This window comes from Archangium lipolyticum (assembly GCF_024623785.1).
Lineage (GTDB): Bacteria > Myxococcota > Myxococcia > Myxococcales > Myxococcaceae > Archangium > Archangium lipolyticum.
Window position 1 is genome coordinate 1 of sequence record NZ_JANKBZ010000056.1, and the last position, 14,636, is coordinate 14,636.

The window sequence follows — 14,636 nt, forward strand, 5'->3', positions numbered from 1 at the left end:
TACTACCAGGCCATTCCCATGATGCCCGAAGACACGCTTCTGCCCTTGATGGCTCGATTCGTTGAATTGCTGGCCGAACAACCCGTTTTCCGGGAAGTTTTCGGTCCAATATGAGGGGATGGCTCAGACCGCCGCCCCATCCGGACCCGAGGAAAACAAAACCTACCCGATGGGCTTTCAGCACCTCACCAGACCCGAAGGCTTGACTTGGCTGTCAGCCGCTTTCTGTAATCGACGGGTTTGGGCTTCCATCTCGGGCGGTTCGCCCGGCGAGGTGCGGCAATGTCTAGGCATTCTGTTGATACTCGCCCCGTGGAGACACGGCGGTCCCCGCGCGCGGGGGCGCTGGCTCTGGCGGCGCTGATGCTGGTTACAGCGTGCGCCACGGGGGCCCCTATGGGAGGAGGGTTGACGGCTTCGCGTTACCGTCCACCCGTGCCGCACGACTCGCCCGAGCCATGGGCGCTGGAAGCGGAAGCCGAGGACGGGAGCCAGGAGGGTGAGGCTTTCTTTGCCAGGCTGCCCACGGACTTCCCGCCCGTGCAGGTAAGCGACGCTGAGTTTTCGGCGGCCATGACAACGCTTTGGCTCGACATGCCGCTTCGGGTGGCCGCGTCCCGTCCACCGTTGTATGTCGGTCGTAGGCTGGCGTCAGCTTTCGCGCCCTCGAGTGGCGAAGCGGGGCAATCAGACCTGGCCCGAGCCTATGGGCATTTTTGCGAGCGGTGCGGCACTCCAGGGGATTGCCTGACGCTGTTTGAAGACGGGCCCCGCATTCAGGATGACGACAAGCGAAGTCTTGCGCTCGCCCTGGCGGTTGGGCCAGCCCTGGAAGGCGTAAGTTCGGAAGTGCGGGCCATGCTCGACCCTACGCGAATGCTCGCAATGCTGAGCATTAGCATCACGGTTTATATGGCGCTGCTGCTGGCGCCAGTGCCCGAGCCGATAACGAAGGGCGCGGCCCTGGTGTTTAGCGCGGCCCTGTGGGGCTATCTTGGTTATGAATTCTTTGATTTGCTGCGGGCCTATGCGCAGCTTTACGAAGATGCGCCCCGGGCCTCCACCTTTGCGGAGCTGCGCGAGATTGGGGAGCGTTTCGGGCGTGTCATCGGCCCCAACAGTGTGCGAATTCTCGTCATCGTGGGGACGGCGGCCATAGGTGAAACGGCGGCCCTCGCTTCCAAGGCCCCGAAGCTCCCCGGGTTCGCGCAAGCATCGGAGAGAGTCGCGGCCAGTGCCGGCTTGGGCCTGCTGGAGACGGCAACCGGAGCCGAGCGGCTTATTGTCTCTGTGCCCGAGGGGACGATCCGCATGGTGATGGCGCCTCATGCCGTGGCCATGGCCGCCCGGGGCGTTGGCGCTGGGAGTCCTGCCCCGACTCGGGGTAAGCTCCTGCCGAACGGACACAGGGCGTGGGGGTCGTTTAATGGCTTCAAGTCGGCCATGGGGCCAGCGGGCAAAGGCAAGGAGTGGCATCACCTGGTTGAGCAGACCAAAGGGAACGTCAAGCGATTTGGAGGCGAGGCTATACACAACACCGAGAATGTCGTTGCTCTAGACAAGCCGCTACATGACGAGGTGAGCGCCTTCTATTCGTCGATCCAGTGGACCGCCACCAGGTCCTCACGCCTGACGGTGAGGCAATGGCTCAGCACTCAATCCTACGAGGCGCAGCGAGAGTTTGCCTTGCTTGCAATTGAAAACATCAAGAATGGGGTGTGGTAATGGATCTGGGCAGCATCGTGGAGGACTTCGCCCAGAATGTAGCGGCGCAGACTGACGCGATCATGCGCGGCGACCGTAAGGGCGGGAACAAGTATGCGAAGCGATACGTAGCTGCTTACAAGAAGCTACGCGACCAGGGCGAGGCTGGGAGGGATGCGCTCGTGGGACTGTTAGCGCATCCGCGCATGGATGTTCGAGTCAACGCGGCGGCCTGTTTGCTCAGTGATAGACCCGAGCAGGCAAAACCCGTCCTTGAGGAAGCGGCCAAAGGGAAAGGCATGGTCCCTTTCTTGGCGTCTCGCGTTTTGAAGTATTGGGACGAGGGCACTTGGAAATTGGATGTTGATTAGGTGCCGTTCAAGGCGGGAGATGTGGCCTGTGTTTGGTTGGATCTCCCGCGCCTTTGCTTGGTTTTCGTCCCATGGCTTTTTGACGGCTTGTCTTGCCATTTCGAGCTTGGTTGCGTCGCGCTCAGTCATCACTGCTCCAGCCTCATTTTGCAGCGAGAAGTAACGCTCCTCGAGTTGATGGAACTTCGGCGGATATTCTAGCTTGTTGGGAAGGAATGGCGGTGAATTGGCCTCATCTCTTCCTTGGCCAGTGTTCCAATCGATGAAGCCTTGTTTCCCACAGTGCCCCTATTAGTGCATTGAAAGTCGTGCAGCCCAGGGGCTCCAGGGACCAAGGACTGAAACGAAGGCGATCCGGGAGAGCTACAGGGCGCGGCAGCCACCTCGGGCCCGGTAGAGGCCACCAGGGCCCGGCAGCCCGGAGAGATGGGCGCCCCATTTTCAGAGGGAAAACGGGGAGTGGGCCTCTGGTCCCGAGTGGAGGCGGCTCCGGCCTTGGCGGCTTCGATTCCCGCCGACCCTGCTTCAGCCCGCCTCGCCACCGTCGATGTTGTAGGACGAGCCGGTGATGGTGGCCGCCGCGTCCGAGGCCAGGAAGACGCACAGGGCGGCCACCTCCTCCGGCTGGATGACCCGGCCCATCGCGTTCATGTTCGCCAGCGCGGCGTGCGCCTCCTGCTCCGAGCGGCCCGTCGTCTTGGAGATGGCGGCCTTCGCGTTGGAGAACATGTCCGTCTCCACCCAGCCGGGGTTGACGATGTTCACCGTCACGTTCTTGCGCGCCCACTCCACCGCGAGCGACTTCGTCAGACCCATCAGCGCGTGCTTCGAGGCGCAGTAGGCCGAGGTGTACTTCACCCCTCGGGTGGCCGCGATGCTCCCGATGTTGATGACCCGGCCGCCGCCCGCGGCGGCCATCGCTGGAATCAGCTCGCGGCTGAAGAGGAAGGGCGCGGTCACGTTCACCGCCATCACCTTGTTGAAGTCCTGTGTCGTCGTCTTGTTCAGCGGCGCCGATACGGTGATGCCCGCGTTGTTCACCAGCACGCGGGGCGTTCCCGCCTCCAGGATGCGCTTGCTCGCCGCGAGCACCGCCGCCTCGTCCGCCACGTCCACCGCCAGCGGGCGCACCGCGTCGCCCGTCTCTTTCTGGAGGGACTCCAGCGCGTCCGCCGCCCGCGCCAGGGCCCACACCTCGTAGCCCTCCTTCGCGAAGGCCTGCACCAGGGCGCGCCCGATACCGCGGCTCGCGCCCGTCACCACCGCCATCTTCTTGGAAGTTTTCATGGCCCCGGAGAATACCCGGCCCTCGTTCGTGTGGCGCGCCCGGTGATACAAGCCGTTGGCCGCCCACCAACTCTGGAGGACTCCCCCATGCCTCGCGCGGACATCGTCGTGTCCCGCCTCACCATGCTGGCCCTGGTGGTGCTCACGCTGCTCAGCGGATGCTCCACGGAGACTCACCGAGTCGGACAGCCGCCCGGGTTCCGTTACGGGGCACCTCCAGCTCCAGAGTCGTCCCGTGAACGGCGGGCGCACACAAGGGGGGGACAGGGGCAGGTGGGCCAGAGCGGAGTCGTCTTCGCCAGGCTACCCATGGATTTCGCGCCGGTGCAGGTGGGGGAGGCGGAGTTCACGGCGGCCGTGTCAGCCCTGTTGCTCGACATGCCGCTGCGGGTGGTGTCCTCCGCTCGCGTGCAGCCCGGCGGAAGACTCGCGCCCGGCTCCGGAGGCTCGGGCGGGGACGCGTGGCAATCGGACCTGGCGCGGTCCTATGGGCGCTTCTGCGAGCGGCGCGGCACCCAGGGAGATTGTCTCACGCTGTTTGACGACGGGCCCCAGCTCCAGGCCGATGACAAACTGAAGATGGCGTTGGCACTCGCGGTGGGCCCGGCGCTGGAAGGCGTGGCCGCTGAACTGCGGGCCACGTTCGACCCCAACCAGGTGCTGGCAACCGTCACCCTCGGAATCACGGCCTACATGGCGCTGTGGCTGGCGCCCGACCCGGTGGTGACCAAGAGCGTGGCCCTCGCGTCGACCGTGCTCATGTGGGGGTATCTCGGGTCCGAGTTGTTCGAGGTGACCCGAGCCTATGTGCGGCTTTCGGAGGAGGCGGCGCGAGCCACGACCTTCGCGGAGCTACGCGATGCGGGCGAGCGGTTCGGCCGCGTCATCGGTCCCAACAGTGTGCGAATCCTCGTCATGCTGACAACGGCCGCGTTAGGCGAGACAGCGGAGCTCATGGGCAGGGCATCGAAGCTGCCGGGCTTCAGGCAGGTCTCGCGCACGGTCGAGACCAGGCAAGCCTTGCGTCTGGTGGATGCGGCGACGGGGAGCGAGCGGCTCATCATTTCCAGCGTGGAGGGGACGCTGCGCGCCGTCGTGCCAATGACCGCCCTGGCCATGGCCGCTCCAGGGGGAGGTAGCGGCTCCTTCTCAAGCGGCGGGAGCCGAACGCCCAAGCAAGGAATACTCCTTCCGAATGGGCACCGTGCCTTCAAGTCCTTTGACGATTTCAAGGACTTCATGGGCCCCGCAGGCGATGGCAACCAGTGGCACCACATCGTCGAGCAGCGCAAGGTCAACGTCGATCGATTCGGCCCTGAAGCGATCCACAACACCGAGAATGTCATCGCGGTGGAGAAGGCAAGGCATGATGCAATAAGCGCATACTACTCATCCAAATCCCGGGATACAGGGAATATGGTGGTGCGTGAGTGGCTCCGCACGAAGTCTTATGAGGAACAGCGCGCTTTCGGATTGGACATCCTGAGACAATTCGGAGTGCTTCCATGAAGAAGACGGACGTAAAGAAACTACCAACGGAAGAGTTGGTCGAAAAAACCAGGGCCCTTTCCTCCGAGAGGTGGCGCGCCATCTATGCGGGCAAACCCAAGGAAGGAAACCGGATGTTCGATCTTCTCGTGGCAATCGACAGGGAGCTGCGAGCAAGAGGGCTCGAAGCGCAACGTCAGTTATTGAAGTTGCTCGACGATCCAGACCCAGGCACTCGTTGCTGGGCTGCCGCATCGGTCTTGGAGTTCGCTCCGAGCGAGGGAGAACGTGTGCTGACCGAACTCGCCAAACCCCCGAACGGTCTGGTGGGGTTCTCCGCGGAAAGAACGCTGAAGCAATGGAGGGCGGGCACCTTCAAGCCCCTCTGAGCTCAAAGGAGGAACCATTTGGTCAGACCAGAGGTGAAAATAGAAGAACTCGTAGAGAGGTTCGCCCGTCATGTGCAGGCGCAGACGGACTCGATTTTCAGGGGAGATGCCAGAACCGGAAACAAGCACGCCGATCAGCTCATTGCTGCATTCGACGAGCTTTGTGCCCATGGCAACGCTGGGCGGGATGCCCTCACGGCTCTCTTCACGCATCCACGCATGGATGTCCGCGTCAAGGCAGCAGCCTTCCTGCTCCGTCATCAAACAGAGGAGGCCAAGGCCGTTCTGCGAGAGGCGGCAGCCGGAGAAGGACTGGCCGCCTTTTCCGCCTCCGAGGCGTTGAAGCGATGGGAGGAGGGGACCTGGGCCCTCGACCCCGAATAGGCGCGGCTCGTTCAGGCCCTCGTTCGTGTGGCCCGCTCGGTGATACAAGCCGCCATCCGTTCACCCCCGGAGGACTTCCCCCATGCCCCGCGCGGACATCACCGACCTCTTCCGCATCGACGATCTGCTCTCTCCCGAGGAGAAGGCCGCTCGCGACACCGTCGCCCGCTTCGTCGATACCGAGGTGCTCCCCATCATCGGCACGCACTTCCGCGAGGGCTCCTTCCCCGCCCACCTCGTTCCCCGTATCGCCGAGCTGGGCGTGCTCGGCGCCAACCTCCAGGGCTACGGCTGTGCCGGAATGAACACCGTCAGCTACGGCCTCTGTCTCCAGGAGCTGGAGCGCGGGGACTCGGGGCTTCGCTCCTTCGCCTCCGTGCAGGGCTCGCTCTGCATGTTCCCCATCCACGCCTACGGCAGCGAGGAGCAGAAACAGCGCTTCCTGCCCGGCATGGCCCGGGGTGAGATCATCGGCTGCTTCGGGCTCACCGAGGCCGACTTCGGCTCCAACCCCGGCGGCATGCGCACCCGCGCCCGCCGTGACGGCGACTCCTGGGTGCTCAATGGCTCCAAGGCGTGGATCACCAACGGCACCATCGCCAACGTGGCCGTCGTCTGGGCCAAGACGGACGAGGGCGGCCCCGAGTCCATCCGTGGCTTCCTCGTGGAGAAGGGGATGCCCGGCTTCACCGCCCGCGAGATTCCCGGGAAGTTCTCCCTGCGTGCCTCCACTACCAGCGAGCTGTCCTTCCAGGACGTCCGGGTGCCGGACGCCAACGTGCTCCCCGGTGTCACCGGCCTGCGCGGGCCCCTGTCCTGTCTCAACAACGCACGCATGACGATCGCCTTCGCCGTCACCGGCGCCGCCATCGCCTGCTTCGAGGGCGCTCGCGAGTACTCCCTCTCCCGGGGCCAGTTCGACAAGCCCATCGCCGGCTACCAGCTCACCCAGGAGAAGCTGGCGGACATGCTGCAGGAGATCGTCAAGGCCCAGCTCCTCTCGCTGCGCCTGGCACGCCTCAAGGACGAGGGCAAGGCCACCCCCGTCATGGTGAGCCTCGCCAAGCGCAACAACGTGAAGGCCGCGCTGGAGATCGCCCGCGTGGCCCGGAGCATCTACGGCGCCAACGGCGTCACCGACGCCTACCCGCCCATCCGCCACATGCTCAACCTCGAGAGCGTCTTCACCTACGAGGGCACCCACGAGGTGCACACGCTCGTGCTCGGCAAGGCCATCACCGGCCACGACGCCTTCAGCTGAGAAGGAGCAGCGATCCCGGCGCGGAACCTGCTAGGTTGAGGTCCTGGGAGGTAGTCCCCCATGCCCTCACATCCCCAGCCCGCTGTCCCCAACATCTCGCTCGACGCTTCTCCACTGCCTCCCGGCACGAACATTGGAGGTGACGTGGTGGAGGCCGTGCTGGGCGCGGGCGGCTTCGGCATCGTGTACCAGGTGCGTGGCCCCCAAGGACACCGCGCCGCCCTCAAGATGGTGCCGGTGGAGAACGGTGAGGATAGAGCCTGGCGCGAGGCCCTCATCGGCTCGCGCCTGCACCTGCACCACCCCAACCTGGCGCGGGTGCTGGGCGCGGGCAGCTGGCCCGCCAAGGACCCCCGCTTCGTCTTCGTGAAGCAGGAGTTGGTGGACGGAGTGAGGCTGGACGTCTGGGCGCGCGAGCACGCCGTGGACACGCACCAGGTGGTGGACAGGGTGCTGGAGGTGGCCCGGGCCCTGGCGGTGGTGCACGAGGCCAGGGTGGTGCACCGGGACGTGAAGGAGGCCAACATCCTGGTGCGCAAGAGTGACGGGCAGGCGGTGCTGGTGGACTTCGGGGTGGGCTACTACGAGGGGGCGCCCACCCTCACCGAGGGACTGTTTCCCCCGGGCACGCCCCGCTACCGTAGCCCCGAGGCGTGGCGCTTCGGCCGGGAGAACAAGGACGCGCCGGGCGCGCACTACCGGGCCGGGGTGGGAGATGACCTGTACGCGCTGGGAGTCGTCTTCTACCGGCTGCTGACGGGGCGAGACCCCTTCCTGCTGGGCGAGCGCGGAGGCGTGGACGTGGAGGCCGTACTGCACCAGGCGCCGCTGCCGCCGCACCTCGTCAACCCGCGCGTCCCCCTGGCCGTGGAAGCGGTGTGCCTGCGGCTTCTGGAGAAGAAGCCCGAGGACCGCTACCCGGGCGCCGTGGAACTATGCGCGGCATTGGAGACGCTGAGGGCCTGTCCGGACGAGTCCTGGACGGTGCCACTGCGCGGCGGGACTCGTGCGTCCGGCAAAAGCAAACGGTGGGCACGCGAGCGGCGTGCGGCGGCATGGGCGGGCGTGGGGTTGGGGCTGGTGCTGGGCGGCGCATGGCTCGCCGGAACCGGCTCCTCACCCGTCACGTCGCCCGCCGAGTCTCCAACACGGGAGGCCAGCGTTGGCCAGGAAGTGGCGCCCCCGGGGCCTGCACCAGAATCTGCACGTGCCGCGACTCCGCCGCCGGTGGAGCCTCCCCCCGCGGCCGCCGCTTCGCCCGCGGCGTCCGGAAAGGACACAGCCCCCGTGAAGAAGAAGCAGCAGACGACAGGCCCCCAGCGGGAAGTGCAGCCCAAGCGCGCCCAGGCCGCCGCGCGCAACATGTGTCTGGGTTTGACCGGAGCCGCCCTGCAGGCCTGCTTGAGCGCGCAGCAGCAGGTGCCGCCCGTACGCTCGGAGCCTCCACCCCTGGAGTGCCCGGCGGGCGCCGTGAAGATCATGACGGAGACGCTGGGCCTGCGCATTGGAGAAAGGTGGCCCGTTGAGTTGTCCGACGTGAGGGGCAGGCCCGTGCCCGTGCGCGATGACAGCCCGGTCATCGTCGGTGGCAACTGGCGGACTTCCACCCGCCAGCTCGCACTGCCGAGCAACACCCGCCTCTCGGGGCGGCTCTACTTCGGCGAGAAGCGGGTGTATGGCCGCTTCACCACGGCCCACACGCCCAGCGGGGAGACGTATCGGGTCTGCATGGAGTTGCTGGATACGGATGACAACGTTGGCCTCGAGCTCGAGCCCGGCAGCGAGCCGGGGAATGTGCTGGTCATTCCCGTGGCACAGGTGCGGGTGGTGGACCGCTTCGACTGAGCCAGGTGGCTCGGGAGCAACTTGTCTTGTTGTCAGACAGGTTCGTCCGGCGCGCGGCCGGAAGGACCCCAGCGACAATTGCACCCCGTACACTACCGGGTAGGAGGTGTGGTAGAGGCCGACTTTCCCAGTCTCGTCCGCTCGCTCTGGAGGTCTCCGCTCCGTGTTCGCCCTGCCTTCCGCCGCCCTCGTGGGATGGACCCTGCTCGCCGCGCCCACCGATACCGCCGCACAGTCCGCACTCCCTGTCTGCGAAATGGGCACGCGCCACCTCGAAGCGGACGCTCCCGGCGCGGTGTTCGAGGTGTGCATCCACCCAGGGCTCTCCACCAACCTGTTCTTCGACTCCAAGCTGGCGCACGTGGAGCTGGCCGGACGAGAGCGGTTCCGCGTGGTACTCCAAGGGGAGAATGCCCTCACGCTCGTCCCCACGGAGGCGCTGGAGGATGGGGAGCGTGTGCCAATGACAGTCCACTTCCAGGACGGCGCGGCTCCCGCGAGCGTCACCTTCTGGCTGGCGGTACACCCCTCCCAGGCCGAGCGGCAGGTGGAGGTGACGCGTCAGCCTCGCACGCTCGCTTCCCACCGGCAGGGCGAGCGGCAGGCACGGGCCGAAGCGCGGCAATGCCGGGAGGAGAAGGCTCGTGTCCAGGCCGAGTGCGCCGGGCAGATGGGGCTCACGGGCCTCATCGCCCACGAGCTCATGGGCAAAGGGGGCGTTGCCTCCAAAAACATCATTGGCGCCGTCACCGCGCGTCCGGGCAACACACTTCAACTCTTGTCAGCGCGCAGCTACCGCTCCGACACCGAGCGCACGGAGGGAGGGCAGACGGTGGTGCGGCTGATCGTGGAACTGATGCCGTGGAACAAGGGCGAGACGCCCTGGACGCCCGCCGGTGCGGTGCTGGTGGGTTCCACGCACGCGGAGTTGAAGGTGCTCGGCGTCTGGCCGCGGGAGCCCATGGCCCCGGATGAAAAGGGCCGCGTCGTGGTGGAGGTGGAGGCGACGGAGAACGAGGCGCGCGGCACCTTCACCTTGAAACTGTGGAGTCAGGAAGGCAACGCCAGGGGCGAGCTCCTCGACGGCGTGACGTTCCCGTCAGCCCCATTCCGCTGATGTCCATCAACGCCGCTGCAAGCGTTCGGGCCTTCTCGCCGTGTTGGTAAGGTAACGTCCAGGGCGGGGAATGACCCTGGCCGAGGGCTGGAACGGCTCCCCGCTCTCTCGAGCCGACAGGAGCGCTTCTCCGAAGTGGACTTCCCAGGTCTCTCTCGCTAAGGGTGCCTTCGTGGTTGCCCCCCACAGACCCAGGGCTCCTCGAGAGATGCCTGAGCGGAACGTCCACAGCGAGACAGTGAAGGCCTGGCGGGACGGCTGGGCGGGAAACCTGTCGCAGCACGAGCTGGTGGAACTCTACGAGCGCGCCCTGGATGCGCTCTGGCGCCGGGCCCACCTGAGCCTGGGAGAGGTCTCCCTGATGGCCATCGTGGACCGGGTGCTCCACGATGGGGCCGAGCGGTTCCCGCACCTCTCGGCGCTCAAGGTCGAGACGAGCGGAGTGCGGTTCGGGGAGCTGCGCCAGGGCGCGCCCGTCCTCGACAGGGCGTTGCTCGAGGACTCCCTCACGTTCCTGGTGGTCGAGCTGCTGCGCGTGCTCGGGGCCCTCACGGGGGAGATCCTCACGCCGGGCCTCCATGTGGAGCTGCGCAAGGTGCGCGTCCAGCAGACGGATGAAAAGGGTGGAAAGGCATGAGCGGTCCAGGTGAACAGCCGACGATGGACCGGCTGGAGACGGGCATCCCCAACCTGGATGCCGTCTTCCACGGGGGCCTGCCCAAGGGGGTGATGACGGTCGTCGCCGGTGCTCCGGGCTCGGGCAAGACCATCCTCACCCAGCAGATGTGCTTCCATCACGCCGCCCAGGGCGGCCGGGTCCTCTACTTCAACACCCTCTCCGAGCCGACCGCCAAGACGCTGCTCTACCTGCGGCCCTTCTCCTTCTTCAAGCCCGAGCTGCTCGAGGAGCGCATCCGCTTCGTCGACCTCGGTGTCATCCTCCGGACCAAGGGCCTGGAGCTGACGGCCAACCTGGTGATGGAGAACCTCAAGCAGTTCAAGCCCTCGATGGTGGTCATCGACAGCTACAAGGTCTTCGACGACCTGGCCAGGTCCGCCGAGGAGCTGCGCAAGTTCACCTACGAGCTCACCGTCCGGCTGATGGCCTGGGAGTGCACCACCTTCCTGCTCGGAGAGTACAACCCCGAGCACCTCGAGCACCCGGCCTTCTCCGCCATCGATGGCATCATCACCCTCAAGCAGCGCGAGCTGTCCGGGGAGCAGCAGCGGCTCCTGCGGGTCGTCAAGCTGCGCGGCACCGGGCACAGCCGCGACGAGCATCCGTTCATCATCACCGCGGCCGGCGCCGAGGTCTATGCGCCGGGCATCACCCTGCGGCGCAAGCGCCAGACCGGGCAGCGGCCGGGGCACATCGACCGCCTGAAGACGGGGGTCTCCAAGCTCGATGAGCTCCTCGGCGAGGGCATCCCCCACGGCTCGAGCCTCATCGTCTCGGGCGTGGCGGGCGCCGGCAAGACGATCCTGGGGCTGGAGTTCCTCTACCGGGGTGCCCGGGACCAGGGCCAGAAGGGCATCTACTTCTCCTTCGAGGAGACCGAGGAGCGCCTGCTCGCCACCGCCCGGGGGATGGGTTGGGAGCTGGAACGGGAGATCGACCGGGGGATGCTCCGGATCGTCTTCATCCCCCAGCCGGACATCCTGGTGGACCGGCACCTGCTGGAGATGCAGCACCACGTCGAGTTCTTCGGGGCCCGGCGCGTGGTGCTCGACTCGATGTCGGTCTTCCTCCACAAGATCGACGACAAGCGCATCGTCCGCGACAAGGTGTTCTGGCTGGCCAACATCGTGCAGAACCAGGAGGCGGTGGGCTTCTTCCTCAACGACATCCCCTCCGGTTCGTCGCAGCACACCCGTTTCGGTGTGGAGGAGACGGTGATGGACGGGCTCATCCTCCTCACGTGGGAGCAGGAGGGCTTCGAGCGCCGCCGCTACATCGAGGTGAACAAGCTGCGCAACACCGGGCATGCCAAGGGCCGGCACGCGATGGCCATTGGCCGCGGGGGCATCAGCGTCTTCCCGCGCATCGACGAGGGGCTGCCCCGCGTGGAGCCCGTCCCGCCCTCGCTCCACCGGGGGCGGCTCTCCTCCGGCGTGCCGCAGCTCGATGCGCTGGTGGGCGGCGGGCTGCTGGCGGGCAGCGTGACGCTGGTGTCGGGCAGCCCCGGGACGGGCAAGAGCACCCTGGGCATGCAGTTCGTGCTCGAGGCGGTGCGCACCGGGGAGCGCTCGCTCTACATCAGCCTGGAGGAAGGCCCCGCCCAGCTCCTCCAGTCCGCCGAGGCGCTGGGGCTGCCGCTGCGGCAGGCGTTCGAGGCCGGAAGCGTGGAGATCCTCTTCCTGCCGCGCGAGCACCTGCACGCGGCGCGCTTCCTCAGCGTGGTGGAGGACAAGGTCGCCACCCTCCGGCCCGCCCGGGTGGTACTCGACAGCGCCAGCGACATCGAGGTCCGGGGCCTGGTGTCCGAGGAGCTGCGGCTGCTGCTCTACGGCCTGGTCATCCGCCTGCGCGGCATGGGGGTGACGAGCCTCTTCACCCTCGAGGCGCGCTCGCTCTTCGTCTCCGACATCATCAGCGAGCGCGGCCTGTCTCCGCTCGCCGACAACATCCTCATGCTCCGCTACGCCCGGGAGGAGGGCCAGCTCATCCCGAGCCTGACGGTGGTGAAGACCCGCGGCAGCAGCCATGATCGGGCGACCCATCGCTTCAGCATCGGGGAGGGAGGGCTGCTGCTGCCGGGTGGCCAGCCAGAAGCCCCGTCTCCACCTTCCAGGAAGCAACCCTCGAAGGGGTTGGCGAAGAAGCGCCGCCCGGTGTCCAAGCGGGGGCGTCGGAAGTAGCCCCGCGAGCCAGGGGGCCACACCCAGGAGGTCGTCCGGTGGAGGATGGGAGCCCGTCGAACATCGAGGTGCCGCGGGGGAGCCCGCCCCGGGTCTTCCGCGAGCTGGAGCATGCCTGGCGTCACCTCGACTACCTGTATGAGATCAGCAAGCGGCTCACCGGCTTCGAGGGGATGGAGCGGACCCTCCCCGAGGTGATGGTGCTCGCCTCCCAGGCGCTGCCCCTGCGCATCGCCGTCCTGCTCGTGGGGATGGACCCGAGCGGCGAGCCCGTGCCGGGCCGCCCGCACCTGACCGTCTGGCATGCCGGGGAGGTGACGGACACGCAGCTCGTCCTGGCCGCCGACCGGGCGGCTGCTACGTATGCCTGGTTGATGGGGGTGAAGGAGGTGGAGCCCCAGGGCGAGGCGGTTGCCAGGTTGGAAGAGGGGGGGACGTGGGTCCTTCCGCGGCCTCCCACGCGTGCCGAGCCGGCCTTCATCACCCTGCCCCTGGTGGCCAAGGGGAGCGTCTTCGGCTCGCTCCAGGTGGAGGCGGCCGAGGTGTTGTCCGAGGAGGGGCTCGCCTTCCTCGACGCGGTGACGAACCAGCTCGCGGTGGCCCTGGACCGGCACCATGCCCTGCAGCGCGAGATGCACCTGCGCCAGCGCGCGGAGGTGCTCGAGCGTGTCCAGCGCGAGTTCCTGCTGCGCGAGCGTCAGGCCTACCTGGAAGTCGAGGCGTCCCACCGGCGCCAGTCCTTCCTGGCCGAGGCGAGCGCCGTGCTCGCCGGTTCGCTGGACTACCGTTCCTCGCTGTCCGGCATCGCGCGCCTGCTGGTGCCCGCCTGGGCCGACTGCTGCGCCATTGATCTCCTCCCGTCGGGCCTGGGTGGTGCCGAGCGCATCGCCATGATGGCCGCCGAGCCCCCGGGCCAACCTCCCGGGAGCGAGTCCTTCGTCGCCCGGGTCCTCGCGTCCCATCCCTGGGTCGCTTTCCCGGCGAGTCCCGAGGGCCTACCGGAGGGGCTCGGCCGGGTGGAGCAGGCGGAGTGGGCCGGTCTCCCCTCCAACATCCGCCTGCCCATCCGTGTGCGCGGCCGCACGGTGGGGACGTTGTGCCTCATCGCCGCCCAACCGGGGCGCTATGGCCCGGCCGACCTCGCCCTCTTCGAGGCGCTCGCCCAGCGCATCGCGACGGCGGTGGACACCGCGCTGCTCTACCAGCAGGCCGAGGAGGCGGTGCGCTGGCGCGAGGAGCTGCTCGCGGTCGTCTCCCACGACATCAAGACGCCGCTGCTCGTGGTGCGGATGAACGCGGAGATGCTCCTCAGGGCCGCGCGGCCCCCCGGCGAGGAGCGCCGCCATCATGGCCGCCGCCACCTGGAGAGCATCCTCCTGGCGACGGGGCAGATGCGCGAGCTCATCGGGGGTATCCTGGACCGGGCGCGCCTGCAGGGAATTCCCATGCCGCTGGCGCCCCAGCCGTGGACGGTGGACGAGCTCTTCCGCGAAGCGCTCGCGGTGCTCCGGCCGCTCGCCCTGGAGAAGTCCCAGGAATTGGTGGTGGAGGTGTGCCCGGGGCTGCCGCGCGTGCTGGCCGACCGGGAGCGCGTCCTCCAGGTGCTCTCCAACCTGGTGGGCAACGCCATCAAGTTCACCGCCCGGGGCGGCACCCTCACCCTGCGGGCCCGGAAGGTGGATGGGATGGTGCGCATCTCGGTGAAGGACAACGGGCCAGGCATCTCGTCCGAGGACCTGCCGCACCTCTTCGAGCGCTTCTGGCGGGCGTCCGGGGTGAGCGAGCGGGGGACGGGGCTCGGGCTGAGCATCGTCAAGAGCATCGTGGAGGCGCATGGAGGCACCCTCTGGGTGGAATCCCAGGTGGGGGTCGGCAGCACCTTCTTCTTCACCCTGCCAGCGGCCGGGCCCTGAGCCCGGTGCCCGTCGAGG

Annotated in this window: 12 protein-coding genes; 11 read left to right on the forward strand and 1 reads right to left on the reverse strand. The window is 67.2% G+C overall.

The features are described 5' to 3' along the window. Positions 1-282 precede the first annotated feature (282 nt). Both sitA5 (NR810_RS50420) and NR810_RS50425 read left to right on the forward strand, forming a co-directional pair. Positions 283-1,725: a SitA5 family polymorphic toxin gene (gene sitA5 / locus NR810_RS50420; protein WP_456062047.1), complete on the forward strand. Its 1,443-nt coding sequence runs from the start codon at positions 283-285 to the stop codon at positions 1,723-1,725. Further along, positions 1,725-2,075, forward strand: a complete 351-nt coding sequence (locus tag NR810_RS50425; protein ID WP_257463325.1) for a DUF2019 domain-containing protein — start codon at positions 1,725-1,727, stop codon at positions 2,073-2,075. The genes sitA5 (NR810_RS50420) and NR810_RS50425 overlap by 1 nt, the downstream gene beginning before the upstream one ends. Before the next feature lie 525 nt (positions 2,076-2,600). On the opposite strand, the gene NR810_RS50430 is transcribed toward NR810_RS50425, so the two are convergent. Continuing rightward, positions 2,601-3,362, reverse strand: coding sequence for an SDR family NAD(P)-dependent oxidoreductase (locus NR810_RS50430; RefSeq protein ID WP_257463326.1), 762 nt, complete (start codon positions 3,360-3,362; stop codon positions 2,601-2,603). An 87-nt stretch (positions 3,363-3,449) separates the two neighbouring features. Here NR810_RS50430 and sitA5 (NR810_RS50435) point away from each other — a divergent pair, with 87 nt between their 5' ends. From sitA5 (NR810_RS50435) to NR810_RS52755, 9 genes are all read left to right on the forward strand, one after another. Beyond that, positions 3,450-4,871: a SitA5 family polymorphic toxin gene (gene sitA5 / locus NR810_RS50435; protein ID WP_456062048.1), complete on the forward strand. Its 1,422-nt coding sequence runs from the start codon at positions 3,450-3,452 to the stop codon at positions 4,869-4,871. After that, positions 4,868-5,239 (forward strand): DUF2019 domain-containing protein, encoded by a 372-nt coding sequence (locus tag NR810_RS50440; RefSeq protein WP_257463328.1) that lies wholly within the window; start codon positions 4,868-4,870, stop codon positions 5,237-5,239. Before sitA5 (NR810_RS50435) ends, NR810_RS50440 begins: the two co-directional genes overlap by 4 nt. Positions 5,240-5,272: 33 nt before the next feature. Further along, the gene (locus tag NR810_RS50445) at positions 5,273-5,623 is read left to right on the forward strand and encodes a DUF2019 domain-containing protein (RefSeq protein ID WP_257463355.1); all 351 of its coding nucleotides are present in this window, start codon (positions 5,273-5,275) and stop codon (positions 5,621-5,623) included. Positions 5,624-5,705: 82 nt separating this feature from the next. Further along, entirely contained in the window at positions 5,706-6,884 is a 1,179-nt protein-coding gene (locus tag NR810_RS50450; protein WP_257463329.1) for an acyl-CoA dehydrogenase family protein, read from the forward strand. Positions 6,885-6,944: 60 nt separating this feature from the next. Then, positions 6,945-8,729: a serine/threonine protein kinase gene (locus tag NR810_RS50455; RefSeq protein ID WP_257463330.1), complete on the forward strand. Its 1,785-nt coding sequence runs from the start codon at positions 6,945-6,947 to the stop codon at positions 8,727-8,729. 163 nt (positions 8,730-8,892) lie between these two features. Continuing rightward, positions 8,893-9,846, forward strand: a complete 954-nt coding sequence (locus NR810_RS50460; RefSeq protein ID WP_257463331.1) for a DUF2381 family protein — start codon at positions 8,893-8,895, stop codon at positions 9,844-9,846. Between the two features lie 208 nt (positions 9,847-10,054). Further along, positions 10,055-10,483: a hypothetical protein gene (locus NR810_RS50465; RefSeq protein WP_257463332.1), complete on the forward strand. Its 429-nt coding sequence runs from the start codon at positions 10,055-10,057 to the stop codon at positions 10,481-10,483. Then, on the forward strand, positions 10,480-12,705 hold the full coding sequence (locus tag NR810_RS50470) for an ATPase domain-containing protein (RefSeq protein WP_257463333.1): 2,226 nt from the start codon (positions 10,480-10,482) through the stop codon (positions 12,703-12,705). The genes NR810_RS50465 and NR810_RS50470 overlap by 4 nt, the downstream gene beginning before the upstream one ends. Before the next feature lie 38 nt (positions 12,706-12,743). Continuing rightward, positions 12,744-14,618, forward strand: a complete 1,875-nt coding sequence (locus tag NR810_RS52755; RefSeq protein WP_257463334.1) for a sensor histidine kinase — start codon at positions 12,744-12,746, stop codon at positions 14,616-14,618. Positions 14,619-14,636 lie beyond the last annotated feature (18 nt).

Excerpts from the sequence above, each read along its gene's own strand:
- sitA5 (WP_456062047.1), top strand. The coding sequence starts at position 283 with ATGTCTAGGCATTCTGTTGATACTCGCCCCGTGGAGACACGGCGGTCC.
- NR810_RS50425 (WP_257463325.1), top strand. The coding sequence starts at position 1,725 with ATGGATCTGGGCAGCATCGTGGAGGACTTCGCCCAGAATGTAGCGGCG.
- NR810_RS50430 (WP_257463326.1), bottom strand. The coding sequence starts at position 3,362 with ATGAAAACTTCCAAGAAGATGGCGGTGGTGACGGGCGCGAGCCGCGGT.
- sitA5 (WP_456062048.1), top strand. The coding sequence starts at position 3,450 with ATGCCTCGCGCGGACATCGTCGTGTCCCGCCTCACCATGCTGGCCCTG.
- NR810_RS50440 (WP_257463328.1), top strand. The coding sequence starts at position 4,868 with ATGAAGAAGACGGACGTAAAGAAACTACCAACGGAAGAGTTGGTCGAA.
- NR810_RS50450 (WP_257463329.1), top strand. The coding sequence starts at position 5,706 with ATGCCCCGCGCGGACATCACCGACCTCTTCCGCATCGACGATCTGCTC.
- NR810_RS50455 (WP_257463330.1), top strand. The coding sequence starts at position 6,945 with ATGCCCTCACATCCCCAGCCCGCTGTCCCCAACATCTCGCTCGACGCT.
- NR810_RS50465 (WP_257463332.1), top strand. The coding sequence starts at position 10,055 with ATGCCTGAGCGGAACGTCCACAGCGAGACAGTGAAGGCCTGGCGGGAC.
- NR810_RS50470 (WP_257463333.1), top strand. The coding sequence starts at position 10,480 with ATGAGCGGTCCAGGTGAACAGCCGACGATGGACCGGCTGGAGACGGGC.